Genomic DNA, 16,480 nt, shown 5'->3' with positions numbered 1-16,480 from the left:
TTTGCCGCCGCATGCGGATTCGTGGAGACCGATGCCACGCTCTGGCATGGCCTCACGGTGGGCCCGGTGAGCGTGGTGATGGCCGGGCACCAGTACCCTGCGCAGCTCGCAGTCGTCCTTCGCGAGAACGGGCTGTACGGACTCGAAGTTGATGCTGCCCAGCAGGTCACGAGCGCGCGGCAGGCGATGGCGGGCTGGTGTTCCTGGATGGCGTGCACCGACCGGTCCGACGGCTCGCTCGGGGCACTGCCTATGCCCAGTGAGCAATGCTGCGGAAAGGGCAGGCTCGACCATGCCCGAGAGATCGGAACACTCGACCAGACCTCTCTCGCCAGCGGAGGAGAGCGCACTTCAAAGCACGGCTCATAGTTTCCCAGTCCCGAGGCCCTTTCTCTGCATATCAAGAGTCACCTCAAGATTGCTCTTCGCAACAAGCGTGTCCGGGTGACCCTCCCCCAGCACCCGCTTCCTCACCTCCAGCACACGCTCCTGGTACTCACGCGCTCCATCAAAGTCCCCCTGCGCGTGCAGCGTCTCAGCCAGGTTGCCCATCGCCCTCAGTGTGCCCGGGTGCTCCTCCCCCAGCACACGCTTCCTCTCCGCCAGCACACGCTCTTCGTACCTACGAGCCCCGCCCAAGTCCCCCTGCGAAAAAAGCGTCGCGGCCAAGTTGCCCATTATCGTCAGCGTGTCCGGGTGCTCCTCACCCAGCACCCGCTGACTGAGCTCCAGCACACGCTCCTGGTATCCTCGTGCCCCCTCAAAGTCCCCCTGCGCGTGCAGCGTCTCGGCCAGGTTGCCCATCGCCCTCAGTGTGCCCGGGTGATCCTCCCCCAGCACACGCTTCCTCTCCGCCAGCACACGCTCTTCGTACCTACGAGCCCCGCCCAAGTCCCCCTGCGAAAAAAGCGTCGCGGCCAAGTTGCCCATTATCGTCAGCGTGTCCGGGTGCTCCTCACCCAGCACCCGCTGACTGAGCTCCAGCACACGCTCCTGGTATCCTCGTGCCCCCTCAAAGTCCCCCTGCGCGTGCAGTGTCTCGGCCAGGTTGCTCATCGACCTCAGAGTGACCGGATGCTCCTCACCCAGCACCCGCTTCTCCACCTCCAGCACCCGCTCCTGGTACTCACGCGCCCCGCCAAGAGCCCCCTGCGTGTGCAGCGTCGCGGCCAAGTTGCCCATTGCCGTCAGCGTGTCCGGGTGCTCCTCCCCCAGCACTCGCCTCCTCACCTCCAGCACACGCTCCTGGTACTCACGCGCCATGCCAAGATCCCCCTGCGCGCGTAGCGTCTCGGACAGGTTGCCCATCGCCCTCAGCGTGTCCGGGTGCTCCTCCCCCAGCACTCGCCTCCTCACCTCCAGCACACGCTCCTGGTATCCACGAGCCCCGCCCAAGTCCCCCTGCGCAAAAAGCGTCGTAGCCAAGTTGTTCATCGCCCTTAGCGTGACCGGATCCTCCTCGCCGAGCTTTCCAGCTGCGCGCGCAGCGACCCGCACCTCAAAGCCCCGCGCCTGCTCCGAAAGTCCTTTTGCCCCAAGGAACACTCCCAGCCTGAGACCCAACGAGACCTCGTCTCTGACATCAGAAGTTGCGTTCTCCTTCGCCAGCTTTTCGAAGACACTCTCTGCATGAGGACGGCACGCATCCATCAACGGCCAAGCTTTCGGATTCTGGCACGCAGAGGGCTCCATCACCTGGATGAGCCCCTGGCAGACCTGCCTCAGTTCCCGCTGCGGCTCGGGTGACTTGCTGCGCAGGTAGTCCGCCAGTACTCGGTGCATGCGACCGAACATGCTTCCCGGGTCCTTCTCCACGGGGGTCACGAAGTGCCGGGACAGCAGCGTCGTATACACCTCCACTGATGAGACCTCCGGCCCAAGTGCCTCCAGCAGCTTCCATGGGATTGCCTCTGGCGAAAGCCACGCAATGAGCCTGGCCCCCAACTGCTCCGCCTCGGAGAGCCGCTCATAGGAAATGGAGAGCGCTTGGGCGACTCCTCGAAGGGCATCCGGCGGCACATTCCGCCGGAGGACGTTCATCTGCTTCTCCAATCCCCACACCGGCCCCTGGTCCCGCGCCAGGGCCAGCACGTCCTGCGGCCTGACACCCACCCGCATGGCTCGGTTCAACAGCTCGAGTGCCAGAGGCAGAGCCCCCACCCATTCCGCTATCTTGCGCCAGTCAGCCTCCTCCAATCCCTTCCCGCCAATCCCATCCGTCAGCAGCGCGACGGCTGCCTCCGGCGTCAGCGTGGCAAGTGGCAGTTGATGAATCTCCTCCGGCCCCGCGTTCATCCTCGCCCGTGAAGTGACCAGCAGAGACACCTTCCCCAATGCCGGACACCACGTCCTGAGCGACTTCGGCTCGTCGTTCGGGCCCACCTCGGGCACATCGTCCACCACGTAGAGAATGCGCCCCTGGAGCGCTGCTTCATCGAGCGCGCGGGCCAGCTCCTCGGCGGCATTCCGGTTGCTCGCACGGAATGGCACCAGGTCTGGGACCTCTGGCTTGAGGGTACGCAGCATCCCGTGGAACTCCTCCTCCAGCCGGTCCTCCGCCACATCCGCGTTCACCCAGAAGAGGCCTCCTGGGTAGTAGCTCGGGCCAAACCGGTGCAGGTACTCCAGCGCCAGCCGCGTCTTGCCGAATCCTCCCGCTGCAACCACTGCCGCCGTGAGCCCAGCTCCCGTCGTTCCCTCGCCCCGCATGTCCTGGAGCACGGAGAGCACGTGGTGGATGCGCCACAAGTCATCCTCGCGGCCCACGAAGGACATCCCCAGGGACGGAGGCAGCTCTCTGGGGTAGGACCGCACACCCGCCAGACTCCTGGGTGGGCGCAGCGCCTTCTCATCCAGCAACCGTGAGCGGCGCCGAGCCCCCAACTGCCCCGCGGCTTCCAACCTCTCCCCGAGCGTTCCGTACCCAGCCGCCAACCGCTTGCGAATCAGGCTCGCCAGACCCGTGGTGTCTTCTGACTCCAGGCAGTTCGTCGTCTGCAGCAGCGGTGGCAGGGAGAACAACTCCGGCACCGACTCTCCCTCGGGAGGGAGTGCGACGATAACGGGCGCCAGCGCCGCCTCCTTCTCCCGCTCCTCCGCCCCCGCGCCCAGCGCCAGAAAAGGACCGAGCACGGCATCCAGTTCCCACAGGCAGTACCAGCGTCGGAAGTACGCCTCGCTCGCGAAGACCACCACCACTCGCGAAGCGAGCAGTGCCTCCGCCAGCACTCTCGGGAAAGAACCACCGGGCTCGATGCCCGACTCATCGAGGAACGCCTGAATGCCGCTCCTGCTCAGCTCCACATGGAGCGCCCGAGCCTGCTCCAGGCTCGCCCCACGTGCATACGAGATGAACACGGGCGGGCTCGCCTGCCCTTCGGAATGAAGTTCTCCGCCGGTAGCCCCCGCCATCTGCATTCCTCCATACCGGTTGAAGTCGGCCGACGCCCACCGTGATGGAAAGCTTCCCTCGACTCCCGGAAAGGAGCACTCGGGAAAAGCCCCCTCAAGCTCAATGCCTGACGGATTGAGTAACGCCTGCCCTTCCTCGATCGTCAATCGTCCGCACGTGACCAAGACCTCCACTCCCGACAGAGAGCCGCGGCATCGAGGCACCTTCACAGCGAAAGTCGAGTCACAGGTAGTCGCCGATGAGCCACGGAAGCTGGTCCCCCAGCTTCTGCAGCACCCCGCGCCGCTTCCACCCGCTCCAGTGGATTTCGTAGGAGTGGCCCAGGTCGTTCTCGAACGCCGTGCCGAGCTCGGCGGCCAGTCCCGCGTCGTCCACCACTACCGAGCACTCCTCCGAGCTGCCCAGCGCCAGCGGGTCCAGGTTGGTGGAGCCGACGACGGACAGCGAGTCGTCCACGAGCATCGTCTTGGAGTGCATCATGGACAGCTCGTACTCCCAGATGCGCACGCCGCCTTCGAGCAGCCGCGCATACGACGCCCGCTGCGCCGCGTGCACGGGCGCGATGTCGTGATGCCGGCCGGGCACCAGCACCCGCACGTCCACGCCCTGCTTCGCCTTCTCGATGAGCATGTCGCTGATGGCCTCGGAGGGAATGAAGTACGAGTTCGCAATCCAGAGCCTCCGCTTCGCCGAGGCGATGGTGAGCAGCGTCATTCTCCGCGCGTCGGAGAGAAAACGATGTCCGGTGCTCGCCACGAAGCCGGCGCGCGCCGCACCCACGGGCTGCAACGTGGGGAAGTCGCTGGCCGGGAGAAAGTCTCCCCCCGCCTCCTGCCAGTTCTGCGCGAAAGCCACCTGCATCTCGCGCACCGCGGGCCCTTCCACGCGGACGGCGACATCGCGCCACGAGTCCGGCCCGGCCGCATTGCCGAGCCAGCTCTTCCAGATGCCCCAGCCTCCGGTGAGCCCCACCTCGCCGTCACGGACCACGAGCTTGCGGTGCATGCGTGCCTTGATGCGCTTCGCATCGAGCGAGGAGATGGCGCCCTGAATGGGACGGAAGGTGCGCACCTCGCAGCCGGCCTTCGCGAGCACGGGCTCCACGGACTCGAAGTTGACGCTGCCCAGCGGGTCCACGAGCACGCGGCAGGCGACTCCCGGATGACGCTCCTGGATGGCGCGCACCAGCCGGTCGGACGGCTCGCCCGGGCGCCAGATGTAGCTGGCGATGTGGATGCTGGTGCGGGCGGCGCGAATCTCCTGTTCTATCGCGTCGAAGATGTGGCCGTTCTCAATCAACTCCACGCGGTGGCCGGGCTGAAGCTCCACGCCGAGCGACTGGTAGAACGCGAGCGAGCGCGCCTCGGGCCCGCCCTCGGGCAGTGCGCGCAGGCGCAGGTCATGCCGGTGGTTGGGATACGGGCACCCGGTGAGGAGCAACGCGCCGAGCACGAGCCAGGCCAGCTTCACCGCCAGAAGCTAATGACACCTGGGCACGAGCGCACCTGTCCTCCATGACGCGCGAGTCGCAGGACAGCGTCCGGCCGAGAACATCTCCACATGAGCCCACTGTGCGCTGCACGGCGCGGGGCTCGCGGGAAGGTGGATGCCGGCACGGAGCGTGAGCACCGTTGCTCCCCACCGTGCGCCGGGTGTGCCCATGTCTCCGTTCCAATCGCGAGCTTCCGTGTTCCTGATGCTGCTCGGGTGCCTGTGGGCCTCCGTGTCTCATGCGGCCTCCGATGCGCCGCTGCGCCAGAACCTGAAGGCGCAGGAGCTCCAGCAGGAAGACACCGAGACCACGGAGCCTGCGCCAACGAATGTGACACCGGACCCGCTCCCTCCCGGAGAAGGCGGCACGCGCCTGCCCGGCATGAGCGGCGTGCCCGTGCAGTCGCACGGAGAAGACCTGCCGCTCTCCACGGAAGCGTGGGTGGCGCATGGAGGCCTGGCGCTGCTGCCGCTCGGAGGCATCTGGGCCGCGAGCCGCGTAGGCGGAGACACGCGACTGGCGGCCACGGCGTCGGAGACGACAGCGGGAATGCTCCTCGGCTCCATGCCCGCACGGCTCCTCTTCTTCCGGCCGGCCACACCGAGCGGCGGACGCTGGACGGAATTGGAAGTGACGGCGTTCGGCGCGGGGCTCGTGCTCACGCCGCCGCTGGCCGCGCTCGGCACGTGGGGCCTGGGTGAGCTCGCCTTCGGCACCAGCAGGGACCGCGGAGACGCGTACCTCGGAGCGCTCGGAGGCGCGGCGGCAGGCGCGCTGCTCGGCGTTGCCGCGCATGCCGTGATGATGAAGCTGGCCGGGCCGAGCGCCCGCTTGAAGACCGAGCGTCAGCTCATCGCGCTGGGATTCATTGGCGCGGGTGCGACGGTGGGTTACCAGTGGGCCGGAGCGCCGCGTTCAGAGAAGCACACGCGATAGTTACGAGTCCGGTGCATCTTCCGCGCGCCGCGTCGGTTGAATTGCCACACAGAGTCTGTTGCCATACTGAAACCAAAACAGCACATTCCGCCGCGCAGTACGGACCCATCACCAGGAGACTCTGCATGTCTGCTCGGAAGAACCTCCGTATCGCCGTCGCCCTCGCTGCTGTCGCCGCGCTGTTCGGCGTGGGCGTTGCCATGACGCCCGCCACGGCCTCGGCCGAAGGGTGCACGGTGACCTGCTACAAGCACCCCATCACCGGCGAGCTCATCTGCACGCCTCCGTGTCCGTAGCAGTCCAGTACGCGCACTGAAGCACCGAGGCCCCTTTCGCTCCGCGCGGAAGGGGCCTCATCGCGTCCACGCCTCACATGCGCCAGAAGCGGCGCACGAGCGCGTCTGACAGCTCGGCCTGCGCGAAGCGGAGCAGCAACTGCTCGGCCATGGGCTCGGGAGCCCGGAGCCGCGCGAGCATGGCGCGCACCTCGAACTTCCGCGTGAGGGCGAGCAGCGCCTCGCGCTCGGGGGCGGTGAGGCCCGGGTGCCAACAGTCGACGATGAGCACCACACGGCGCTCCTGGCTGCGGTTCCACGTCTCATGCTCGAACGAGTCATGGAAGGCCAGCACGCGGCCGCGCTCCCACTGCCGAGACTCGGAGCCGACGCGGATGCCACAGCCCTCCGGGATGCGCAGGCCCAGGTGCAGCCGCATCCGGAAGCCGTCCCAACTGCAGTGCGGCGTCAGCGTGGTGCCCGGCGCGTGCGAGGAGAAGAGCACGTCCGCGAGGGGAAACGCCGTGCACTCGCCGTCCAGCGACTGCACCGCCGCGGCCGTCTCGTCCATCTCCAGCCCGGGGAAGAAGAGGCGGTCGATGCGCTCTCCCGCGAAGAAGACGGGGAGCACGGACCAGCGCCCCGTGCCGACGATGCCGGAGTCGTAGTGCAGCAGGTCCGCGTTCTCCAGGCGCGCGAGGTCTCTCTCCACCGCGGCGAGACAGCCCTCCAGCGCCGTGGCGGCGGGAATGGGCCCGTCTCGCCAGGGCCGCTCCTCGAGGCCGGGGAGCGGCGGAAAAATCGTGGGCTCCTGTCCCGGCGTCGGCGGGGGCAGAGCTTTGCGGCCCGCGAGCATCTGCAGGTAGTCCTGGAGCCGCGCCAGCTCACCGCCGGCCCGCATGACGGTGTCGAAGTACCCGCCCTGCATGGCCAGCTCGACGACCTTCTGGCGCACCTGCGCGGTGAGCTCCTGCGTGGATGGGTCGGACATGGCGGCTCCTTGGGGAGCGCCATGCTACCAGGGCAACGAGCCATGCTCGGCGAAGAGATGCCCAAGTGGATGCGGGTGAGCCGGCGCTGACGCCACCCGCCCTACTCCGTCCGCATCGCCTCCACGGGGTCCAGCTTCGCCGCGCGCGCCGCGGGGTAGATGCCGAACGCCAGTCCCACGCCGCAGCTCATCGCCAGGGACAGGGCCACCGCCCAGAAGGGCACCTCCGTGGGCAGTCGCATCACCCACTTCGCCAGGTTCGCCAGTCCCGCGCCCATCAGCACGCCCAGCACGCCGCCCGTCAGCGACAGCACCACCGCCTCCGTCGCGAACTGCGCGAGGATGCGCCGCTTCTTCGCGCCCAGCGCCTTGCGAATCCCAATCTCCCGCGTCCGCTCCGTCACGGCCACCAGCATGATGTTCAGGATGCCGATGCCGCCCACCAGCAGCGACAGCAGGCACACGCCGAAGCTCGCCACCGAAATCACCTGGGAGATGTTGTTGAACATCTCCGCCGCGCTCTCGTTGGAGAACAGGAAGAAGTCGTCCTCCTCCATCGGCTTCAGCCCGTGACGCCGCCGCATCAGCAGCGTCACCTCGTCCTGCGCGCGCTGTACCAGCTCCGCGGACCTCGCCTGGATGCTCACGCGGTAGTCGCGCACGCCCAGCAACTGGCGGAACACCGTCAGCGGCATCATCACGTTGTTGTCCTGGCTACCCCCTCCCAGGAAGCCGCCCTTGCGCTTCAGCGTGCCCACCACCAGGAAGCTGCGTCCCTGGATGCGGATGGATTGCCCCAGCGGCTCCAAGCCCGTGAACAGCGTGTCCGCGAGGTCCTGTCCAATCACCACCACGCGCCGGCCGTCCAGGTACTCCGTGTCCGTGAAGGCCCGCCCCGAATGGAGCGCCACCGAGTTCGTCTGGAAGTACTCCGGCGTGCCCGCCCAGATGCTCACGTTGGCCCGCGACTCGCGCAGCGACGTGGACACCTTGAACCCGCCCCGCGAGTCCTCTCCCGCCGCCGTCAGCACCGACGGCAGCTCGCGGATGGCCTCCAGGTCCGCCTCGGTGAAGCGCGGCCGCTTCGCGAGCTGCGCCGCGGTGAGCTCGCCGCCGAAGGGCAGCCGCTGCACCTGGAAGCAGTTGGTGCCCAGCTCGGACAGGCTCTCGTTCACCTGGTTCCGCAGGCCCTGGATGAGCCCCATCATCGACACCACCGTGGTGGCGCCGATGACGATGCCCAGCAGCGTCAGGAAGGAGCGCAGCGGATTCGAAGCGAACGTGCCGAAGGCCAGCCGCAGGGTGTCCCAGATTGCGTTCATCGCCACCGTCTCCCGTCACTCGTGGCGGAGCGCTTCCACCGGGTCCAGGTTCGCCGCGCGCGCCGCCGGCCAGATGCCGAACAGCAGCCCCACCGTGGCCGCGAAGCCCACGCCGAAGACGACGGTGAGCGGCTGCACCGCCGCCGCCAGCGGCGTAATCATCGACACCGTGTACGCCAGCCCCAGCCCCGCCAGCGTGCCAATGGTGCCGCCCAGCGCGGACACGCTCGAGGCCTCCATCAGGAACTGGAGGATGATGGTCCGCTTCCTCGCCCCCAGCGCGCGGCGCACGCCAATCTCGCGCGTCCGCTCGCGCACCGACACGAGCATGATGTTCATGATGCCGATGCCACCCACCAGCAGGGTAATCAGGCCCACGCCCGTGGCCGCGCCGTAGAGCGCGCCGGTGAGCTGCTTGTACATGTTGGCGAGCTGCTCGGGCCGGTTGATGGCGAAGTCGTCCGGGACTTCCGGCGGCGTGCTGCGCTCGCGGCGCAGCACCGCGGTGAGCGCGTCCTGCACGTCGAGCACGTGCTCCGCCGAGTCCACCGCCACCGCGATGTTGGGCGAGTGATTCTTCCCGAAGTGCGACATGAAGGTGCGGTACGGCACCATCACGACGAGGTCCTGGTTCTCCCCGAGGATGGTGCCCTTGGGCTCCAGCGTCCCCACCACGCGGTAGGGCTTGTCCCCCAGGAGGATGCGGTGGCCGAGCGGGTTGAGGCCGGGGAAGAGCGTGCGCACCAGCTCCGCGCCGATGACGGCCACCGGCGAGCGCGCGTCCACGTCCGCGTCGGTGAGGAAGCGCCCGCTGTCCACGACGAAGGAGGACACGGTGGAGTAGTCCGCCGTGGTGCCCACCAGCGTCACCGAGTTCATCTTCCGGTCCAGGAAGCGCCCCTCGACGCGGTCGAAGTAGATGGGCGCGGCGGCCACCACGTGCGGAGACGCGGCGACGATGGGGCCCACCATGTCCGCGGTGAGGTCCTTGCGGTTGCGGTACTCCCACCAGTTCCCGCCCATGGCCCAGGGGAACTTGGAGATTTGCAGCGTGTTGGCGCCAATCTGCGAGAGCTGGTCGTCGAACGAGCGGTTGATGCCCTGGATGATGCCGACGATGGCCAGCAGCGTGCACACGCCCACGCCGATGCCCACCGTCGTCAGCACCGTCCGCAGGCGGTTGGAGCGGAGCGAGAACAGGGCGATTCGCCCGCCCTCCCACACATCGACCTTGAAGCTCACGTAAGGACCTCTCCGCCGGTACACCGTTGCGCCCCGAGCACACACTCCCGGCGGGCACCCCTGGCTACGCGCCAGCGAACGAGTGATTGCACGCGGCATTCCCCAGGACAACCCGGTAGGGGAGCAGGTTCTCTTCACACACCCGGAGTCCCGGAGGGACTTCCCACCCACGGGACGGCTGGGACTCAGCGTCCGGCCACCTTGCGCCAGGCGGCCACCAGCGCCGCCGCTGCCCGGTCCACCTGCTCGCCTGTCGTGTCGGGCCCCAGGGACAGGCGGACCGCGCCCAGGGCCTCGGCCTCGGGGAGCCCCATGGCGCGCAGCACCGGGGAGGCGGACTCGCCACCCTCATGACAAGCCGAACCGGTGGACGCTGCCACCTCCGGCGCCGCCGCCAGGACGTCACTCCCCCGCACGCCCGGGAAGCGCACATTGAGGGTGTTGGGCAGCCGCTCCGTGGCGTGGCCATTCAACGCCAGCCCGGGCACCTCCGCGCGCAGCCGCTCCCACAACCGCTCTCGCAAGGCCACCAGCGCGGAAGTGCCCTTGGACAAACGGACGCGAGCCAACTCACACGCGGTGCCCAGGGCCACGGCATGGGGCACGTTCTCCGTCCCCGGCCGCAGGCCCCGCTCCTGCCCACCGCCGAGCACGAAGGGCCGCAGCGGCGTACCCGGCCGCACGTACAGCGCACCCACGCCCTTCGGCGCGCGCAGCTTGTGGCCCACCAGCGTGAGCAGGTCCACGCCGAGCGCCTCCACGTCCACCGGCACCTTGCCCACCGACTGCGCCGCGTCCGTGTGCACGGTGGCGCCGTGCCGGTGCGCATGGGCGGCGATTTCCGCCACGGGCTGGAGGACGCCCGTCTCGTTGTTGGCGTGCATCAGCGTCACCAGCGCGGTGTCCGCGCCCGCCGCGTCCAGCGCGCGCGCCGCGTCCTCCACGCGCACGCGCCCGTCCGCGTCCACGGGCAGCCACGTCACTCGCCAGCCGCGCCACTCCAGCGTGTCGCAGGGCAGCTTCGTGGCCGGGTGTTCGATGACGGAGGTGAGGACGTGGCGCCGCTCCGCGCGAGCCTCGGTGGTGCCTCGGATGGCGAGGTTGTTGGCCTCGGTGCCGCCGGAGGTGAAGAGGATGTCTCCGGCCTTCGCGCCGATGAGGGCCGCCACCTTCGCGCGGGCCTCCTCCAGCGCGGCGCGGGCCCGCTTCCCGTACGGGTGCCCGCTGGAGGGGTTGCCGAACTCCTCGCGCAGGAACGGCAGCATCGCGTCCACCACCTCCGGGTCGACGGGGGTGGTGGCGTTGTGGTCCAGGTACAGCGGGCGCTCGGCGGGGCTCATGGCCCCGAAGGATTACGGCAGGACGGTGGCCGTGTCGCCCTTCAACGACATGCGGACGAACACTTCGTTGGGAAGACAGCGCGCTGGTGGCCCGGAGCTGGACGCGCGGTTGCGAAGCCGCGCGCCCGGGTGCGCCGGGCTACGGCAGCACGGTGACGGAATTCCCCTCGATGCGGACGTTCAGCTTCGCCTCGTTGGGGAGCGAGTTCGCCTCGTCGATGACGTCCTGCTCGTCCACGCCGACGCGCAGCGTGTACGTGCCATCCGTGAGGTCGGTGATGTCAATCCACTGGCAGGGGATGTCCGCGAGGTAGATGTCCGACCAGCCGGGGGAGATGCTCATCCGCTCGAGGGGAAGGAAGTACGGCGCCGCGTCCGAGCACTGGCGGTGGTAGTCCACCAGGTAGAAGCCCTGCTTGCGGCCCTGGACGACGTCCTGCCCCGCCGCGTTGCGCAGCGCGTACCCGGCGAAGTTCGTCAGGTGGTCATGGCCGTGGCACTCGTCCCAGACGTAGAGGTCCGGCCGCTCCTCCACACTGGGCACGGAGGCGAGGGCGTTGCCCAGGTTCTGGATGGAGGTGCTGAAGCGCAACAACCGGCGCTCGCCGCCCGCCGCCACGCAGCCCTCCTTCACCTCGCACGAGTCCGCCGCGAAGGTGCGGCGCTCCACGTACAGCGAGCGGGCCAGCACGTCCGCGTCCACCGTGAGGTCCGGCTTGCCGTTCTGCGAGTCGAGCTGGAGGTTGCACGAAGCCACCGCGGGCAGGTGCGGCGAAGCCGTGGGCGTGGCGGGCACCGCGCCACCTCCGAGGATGCTCACCCGCCCCGAGGGCCCGGAGACGAGCCCGGCCGGAGGCGCCGCGCCCACCACCAGGTCATCGAAGCCATTGCCGTCCAAATCCCCGGGCGCCAGCACGGCGAAGCGGTGGAAGCCCTCGTACCCGGAGGGCAGGCGGTCCGCGCGAGGCCACGCCCACACGGGCTTCAGCTCGGCCGAGACACCCTGCGCCGGAGAGAAGAGGTAGAGCCGCCCGTCCGAGCCCGCCACGAAGTCATTCTTCTTCCCGTCTCCATCCAGGTCTCCCGTCGGGACGATGATGTTGCCGAAGAGGGAGAAGAGCGGGTCGGCCATGGCCGTCCACACGGGCGTGGTCGAGTAGCGGTCCGGCGCCTGCGCGTCCGAGAGCTGCAGCATCTGCGTGCCACCGCCCGGGCCCACGAAGCGCTCGGGAGCACCGTCGCCGTTGAGGTCCGGCAGGAGCCACAGGGAGCGCGACGCCACGCTCCAGAAGGACTGCGCCGACAGCGCTCCGTCACACGTGACGGTGCCCCCCGCCTTGCATCCGAGCATGGCGGCGTAAACCGAGCCGTTGGTGACGATGAGGTCCATGGCGCCGTCGCCGTTGATGTCGCCCGCGCGCCGCACGCTGCTGGTGAAGAGGCTCGTGGTGCGGGGCACGAGGGAGAAGGGCCCGGTCTCCGCCCCTGGCGTGGCCCGATACACGGACACCACCGTCTGCCGCACGCTCACCAGGTCATCCAGCCCGTCGCCATCCACGTCCGCGAGCACGGCGTTGTTGTAGACGCCAGTGCCCGGCGCCACGAACAGCGGCTCCGCGAATACCTGGGACAGGTCCGCGCGCCCCTTGAACACGAGCGCGCCGTACTGCCCCGCGACGAGCACGTCCGCGTATGCGTCTCCGTCCACGTTGCCGGTGGAGACCGTCATCTGGTTGCCGCGCGTGGCCGTGCTGGCGTTGCGCCAGTTCATCACCGTGGTGAGGCGCTGCTTCGAGAAGTACGGCGCCTCGCCGGCGAAGATGGTGAGCCGGCCAGGGTCCCGCGTGGTGGTGAGGCACGGCGGAGCGGCGACCACGAGGTCCTTCTGGCCGTCGCCGTTCAAGTCCCCCAGCGCGACGGAGCGGCCGAAGCAGCCCGTCGTGTACTCGGGGTCAAAGGTCGCTTCCCATCGGGGCTCCTCGGAGAGCACCGGCCCCGCGTCGGGCGCACCGGCATCGGGCTCACCCGCGTCCGGCACTCCGGCGTCGGGGAGGGGGTCGGGGTCATCAGGGCAGGCCGTCAGGGACACTGCCAGCAGCGAGAGCAGCAGGACTCGAAACCGTTGCATGAAAACTGTCATTGAAAGTCTCGGCATGTACGCGCCCGGGGACCGGCCGTGCCCCGCGCGACGCGCCCCCAGGTTACGCGCACTTCCGACATCCGATTCCAGATGTTTGCCGGATGAGTGGCATTCAACCGTGACATGCGACTTCGGTCGCGATTCTGTGTCCGCGCGCGGAGCCGCAACCGGATTGCCGAAACGAAGGGATTGCACGGCGCGGCCCCGCCCCCGCCGTGGCAGCAGCGGCCGAGCAGCCAGCCAGCCGGGGTGATTGGCCGTCGGCCCGAGGCATCCCCACCTTTGCCTTCGGTGCCCGCGTCCCGGGAGACCTTCGCGAACATGGCCCCGTCCGCCGCCACAGCCTCCGCCGACGCCCTGTCCGCCGCGGCGCCCGCCTTCACCCGAGCACAGAAGGTCTTCACGATGCTCGGGGCGCTGCTGGGGCTGCTGCTCGCGGCGCTGGACCAGACGATTGTCGCGACGGCGGGCCCGGCCATCCAGGCGGACCTGCGCATCCCCGCGGCGCTCTACGCGTGGCTGACCACGGCGTACATGGTGGCGTCCACGATGATGGTGCCCGTCTGGGGCAAGCTGTCCGACCTGCTGGGACGGCGCGCGGTGCTCGCGGTGGGCATCCTCGTCTTCCTCGCGGGCAGCTTCCTGTGTGGTGTGGCGCGGTCCACGGTGGCGCTCATCCTCTTCCGCGCGGTGCAGGGCCTGGGCAGCGCGGCGCTCTTCACCGCGGCGCTGGCGGTGGTGGCGGACCTCTTCGAGCCTCGCGAGCGAGGCAAGTACCAGGGCCTCTTCGGCGCGGTGTTCGGCCTGTCGAGCGTGGTGGGCCCGCTGGTGGGTGGCTTCATCACCGACCAGTTCGGCTGGCACTGGGTGTTCTTCATCAACCTGCCGGTGGGCGCGGTGGCGCTGGCGCTCGTGCTGCTGCGCATGCCGAAGCTGCGGCCTCCGGGCGCCGCACAGGGAGGACTGGATGTTCCCGGTGCTGCGTTCCTCGCGCTGGCGGTGGTGCCGTTGCTGCTCGCGCTCAGCCTGGGGCGCGGTGACGGCGGCGCGTGGGCCTGGAGCTCGTGGCGAATCCTCGGCCTGTTCGCGCTGGCGGTGGTGGGCACGGTGATGTTCCTCCGCGTGGAGCGGCGCGCGAGGGAGCCGCTGCTGGACTTGAAGCTGTTCCGCATCAGGGCCTTCAGCACGGGGAACGTGGCGGTGTTCATCATCGGCGCGGCGTTCCTCTCGGGCGTCGTGTTCCTGCCGCTGTTCATGGTGAACGTGGTGGGGCTTTCGGCGACGCGCTCGGGGCTGACGATTACGCCGCTGACGCTGGGCGTGGTGACGGGCAACGTGCTGAGCGGGCAGCTCGTGTCGAAGCTCGGCCGGTACAAGGGGCTGCTGCTCGGCTCGCTGGTGCTGCTGACGGTGGGCTTCACGGTGATGGGCTTCACGCTGACGCCCGAGTCCACGCAGGCCGAAGTCACCGCGAAGATGGTGCTGGTGGGCCTGGGCCTGGGACCTTCGATTCCCATCTTCACCATGGCCATCCAGAACGCGGTGCCGCGCGAGCGCATCGGCGTGGCCACGGCGTCGGCGACGTTCTTCCGTCAGCTCGGGATGACGCTGGGCGTGGCGCTGCTCGGCACGGTGTTCGCGGCCGCGCTGTCGCGAGAACTGGGCGCGCGCATGCCCGGAGCAACGGAGGGCTTGCCGGAGTCAGTGCGGGCCGAGGTCGTGATGGTGGCGCCGGGAGCGACTGGCGAAGGCAGCGCGCCGGGACTCGGCTTCCAGGGCGAGGCGGTGAAGGCTCGCCTGCGCACGGAGTTCGACGCGGAGCGCGGCCGGGTGGGCTCGGAGGAACGCTCACGCGTGGACGCGGAGGAGCGACGAGCTCTGGAGTCAGTGGACCGCGTGCACCAGGTGGTGAAGGAGGCCTTCACGCACGGCGTGTCGGCGGTGTACCGCGTCGCCATCGTCATCGCGCTGCTGGCGTTCCTGGTGACACTCCGACTGCCGGAACAGCCGCTCCGGAAGGGGCGTCCCTCCGCGCCGATGGAATGACTCAGGCGGCGGTGAGCGCCTTCGAGCTGTCTGCCTCGGGCGCCAGCGAATAGATGCGCACCGGCGTGGAGACGCCCTTGAGCTTGTGCTCACCGAGGTCCCGCGTGCCGCCACGGAAGTGGGAGGCAAAGGCCTCGGACAGGAGCACGGGCTCGTTGAGGGCGGCGCACAGTCCGCCAATGCGGTCGGCGAGATTCACGGCCGGACCGATGACGGTGAAGTCCAGCCGGTCCGACGCGCCGATGTTGCCGTACATGACGTCGCCCACGTGGAGCGAGGCGCCGAACTCATAGGTGGGCAGGCCCTTGCGGCGGCGCTCCGCGTTGTCGCGGGTGCTGGCGGCCAGGGCCGCGCGGACGGTGCGGGCGGCGGCCTCGCAGCGCGCCTCCACCGGCGAGTCCGCGTCGATGCGGAAGATGGCGAGCACCGCGTCGCCGATGAACTTGAGCACCTCCGCGCCGTGCGAATGGAAGGCGCCCACCATGGTCTCGAAGTAGGCGTTGAGCAGCTCCAGCAGCGCGTCGCGAGGCAGCGCGTCCGACAGCGTGGTGAAGCGGCGCAAATCACTCAGGCAGATGACCGCGGACGTCGTCTCACCGTCACCCCGGCGAATCTGCCCCTGGAGGATGCGCCGTCCCGTGTCGCGGCCCAGGTACGTATCCAGCAACACGCCCGTCATGTCCTTGCGGGCGAACACCTCCAGCACCAGCGCCAGCAGCGGATGCAGCCCGTGCAGCAGCGCGAGGTGCGCGTCCGAGAAGCCGCCGGGCGCGGAGGTGGCCCACGACACGGCATGCCGCGCCCCATCGCTGAAGCACACCGGCAGCGCGAGGTAGTCCGTGAGCCCGTCCGCGCGCAGCTCCGCGAACATCGGGAAGTCATCCGGCGCGGGCGGCTCTTCCAGGCGGCGGTGGATGCCGGGCGAGCCGTCGAGCAGCGCCTTGAAGGGACTGAGCGCGAAGCCGGGCAGGTGCTGCAGGCCGTGCGGATGGACTTCGATGGAAACGCCCTGGGCGGGACGCCAGCGGAAGCTGCGGCCGTGCACCAGCGGGTGCAGCGTGAAGAGGGAGACGGACGCGCGGGCCAGCGGAACGCCCTGGGACACCAGCCGCTCACAGAGGCCGTCGAGCAGCGCGGCCGGGCTGTCCACGCTCCGCGCCTCCGTCACGAGCCAGCCCGCGACGTCCGGGCCCGTCACGGCCGGCTGTCCGCGCATCATCCGCGAGTCTCGGGCGTTCACTGTCACGTTGACTCTTCCCTGGCCGGGGGGCGTGGCCAGAGGTG

Annotated in this window: 12 protein-coding genes; 4 read left to right on the top strand and 8 right to left on the bottom strand. The window is 69.2% G+C overall.

Features of this window, described 5'->3' with window-relative positions:
• Positions 1–21 precede the first annotated feature (21 nt).
• The gene (locus ACVTJA_RS00825) at positions 22–369 is read left to right on the top strand and encodes a hypothetical protein (protein WP_465832922.1); all 348 of its coding nucleotides are present in this window, start codon (positions 22–24) and stop codon (positions 367–369) included.
• Here the strand turns inward: ACVTJA_RS00825 and ACVTJA_RS00820 are convergent.
• Together ACVTJA_RS00820 and ACVTJA_RS00815 are read right to left on the bottom strand one after the other, a co-directional pair.
• Positions 364–3,558, bottom strand: coding sequence for a tetratricopeptide repeat protein (locus ACVTJA_RS00820; RefSeq protein WP_465832920.1), 3,195 nt, complete (start codon positions 3,556–3,558; stop codon positions 364–366). The genes ACVTJA_RS00825 and ACVTJA_RS00820 overlap by 6 nt on opposite strands.
• A 76-nt stretch (positions 3,559–3,634) precedes the next feature.
• Positions 3,635–4,882 (bottom strand): phospholipase D-like domain-containing protein, encoded by a 1,248-nt coding sequence (locus ACVTJA_RS00815; protein WP_465832919.1) that lies wholly within the window; start codon positions 4,880–4,882, stop codon positions 3,635–3,637.
• A gap of 190 nt (positions 4,883–5,072) precedes the next feature.
• Between ACVTJA_RS00815 and ACVTJA_RS00810 the strand changes: the two genes are divergently transcribed.
• A complete protein-coding gene (locus ACVTJA_RS00810; protein WP_465832917.1) occupies positions 5,073–5,840 on the top strand; it encodes a hypothetical protein in 768 nt (255 codons plus the stop codon).
• 125 nt (positions 5,841–5,965) lie between these two features.
• Positions 5,966–6,136, top strand: coding sequence for a hypothetical protein (locus ACVTJA_RS00805; protein ID WP_206722907.1), 171 nt, complete (start codon positions 5,966–5,968; stop codon positions 6,134–6,136).
• A 73-nt stretch (positions 6,137–6,209) separates the two neighbouring features.
• On the opposite strand, the gene ACVTJA_RS00800 is transcribed toward ACVTJA_RS00805, so the two are convergent.
• From ACVTJA_RS00800 to ACVTJA_RS00780, 5 genes are all read right to left on the bottom strand, one after another.
• Positions 6,210–7,106 (bottom strand): aspartyl/asparaginyl beta-hydroxylase domain-containing protein, encoded by an 897-nt coding sequence (locus tag ACVTJA_RS00800; protein ID WP_465832914.1) that lies wholly within the window; start codon positions 7,104–7,106, stop codon positions 6,210–6,212.
• 101 nt (positions 7,107–7,207) lie between these two features.
• Positions 7,208–8,428, bottom strand: coding sequence for an ABC transporter permease (locus ACVTJA_RS00795; protein WP_465832913.1), 1,221 nt, complete (start codon positions 8,426–8,428; stop codon positions 7,208–7,210).
• A gap of 15 nt (positions 8,429–8,443) precedes the next feature.
• Positions 8,444–9,670 (bottom strand): ABC transporter permease, encoded by a 1,227-nt coding sequence (locus ACVTJA_RS00790; protein WP_465832911.1) that lies wholly within the window; start codon positions 9,668–9,670, stop codon positions 8,444–8,446.
• 185 nt (positions 9,671–9,855) lie between these two features.
• The gene (locus ACVTJA_RS00785) at positions 9,856–11,010 is read right to left on the bottom strand and encodes a cysteine desulfurase family protein (protein ID WP_465832910.1); all 1,155 of its coding nucleotides are present in this window, start codon (positions 11,008–11,010) and stop codon (positions 9,856–9,858) included.
• Between the two features lie 139 nt (positions 11,011–11,149).
• Positions 11,150–13,138 (bottom strand): lysyl oxidase family protein, encoded by a 1,989-nt coding sequence (locus ACVTJA_RS00780; protein ID WP_465832908.1) that lies wholly within the window; start codon positions 13,136–13,138, stop codon positions 11,150–11,152.
• A gap of 333 nt (positions 13,139–13,471) precedes the next feature.
• Between ACVTJA_RS00780 and ACVTJA_RS00775 the strand changes: the two genes are divergently transcribed.
• Positions 13,472–15,196 carry an MDR family MFS transporter gene (locus ACVTJA_RS00775; protein ID WP_465832906.1) on the top strand — a complete coding sequence of 575 codons (1,725 nt, stop codon included), beginning with the start codon at positions 13,472–13,474 and terminating at the stop codon, positions 15,194–15,196.
• Position 15,197: 1 nt separating this feature from the next.
• On the opposite strand, the gene ACVTJA_RS00770 is transcribed toward ACVTJA_RS00775, so the two are convergent.
• Complete coding sequence (locus ACVTJA_RS00770) at positions 15,198–16,442, bottom strand: adenylate/guanylate cyclase domain-containing protein (protein ID WP_465832904.1); 1,245 nt, start codon at positions 16,440–16,442, stop codon at positions 15,198–15,200.
• Positions 16,443–16,480: the final 38 nt, after the last annotated feature.

It is taken from the genome of Pyxidicoccus sp. M6, assembly GCF_055568925.1.
The sequence above is the reverse complement of the archived record's forward strand: the minus strand, read 5'-3'. Positions and strand labels throughout refer to the sequence as shown.

Coding starts and splice junctions, on each gene's coding strand:
- ACVTJA_RS00775 (WP_465832906.1), top strand. CDS start 13,472: ATGGCCCCGTCCGCCGCCACAGCCTCCGCCGACGCCCTGTCCGCCGCG.
- ACVTJA_RS00780 (WP_465832908.1), bottom strand. CDS start 13,138: ATGCAACGGTTTCGAGTCCTGCTGCTCTCGCTGCTGGCAGTGTCCCTG.
- ACVTJA_RS00785 (WP_465832910.1), bottom strand. CDS start 11,010: ATGAGCCCCGCCGAGCGCCCGCTGTACCTGGACCACAACGCCACCACC.
- ACVTJA_RS00810 (WP_465832917.1), top strand. CDS start 5,073: ATGTCTCCGTTCCAATCGCGAGCTTCCGTGTTCCTGATGCTGCTCGGG.
- ACVTJA_RS00795 (WP_465832913.1), bottom strand. CDS start 8,428: ATGAACGCAATCTGGGACACCCTGCGGCTGGCCTTCGGCACGTTCGCT.
- ACVTJA_RS00800 (WP_465832914.1), bottom strand. CDS start 7,106: ATGTCCGACCCATCCACGCAGGAGCTCACCGCGCAGGTGCGCCAGAAG.
- ACVTJA_RS00805 (WP_206722907.1), top strand. CDS start 5,966: ATGTCTGCTCGGAAGAACCTCCGTATCGCCGTCGCCCTCGCTGCTGTC.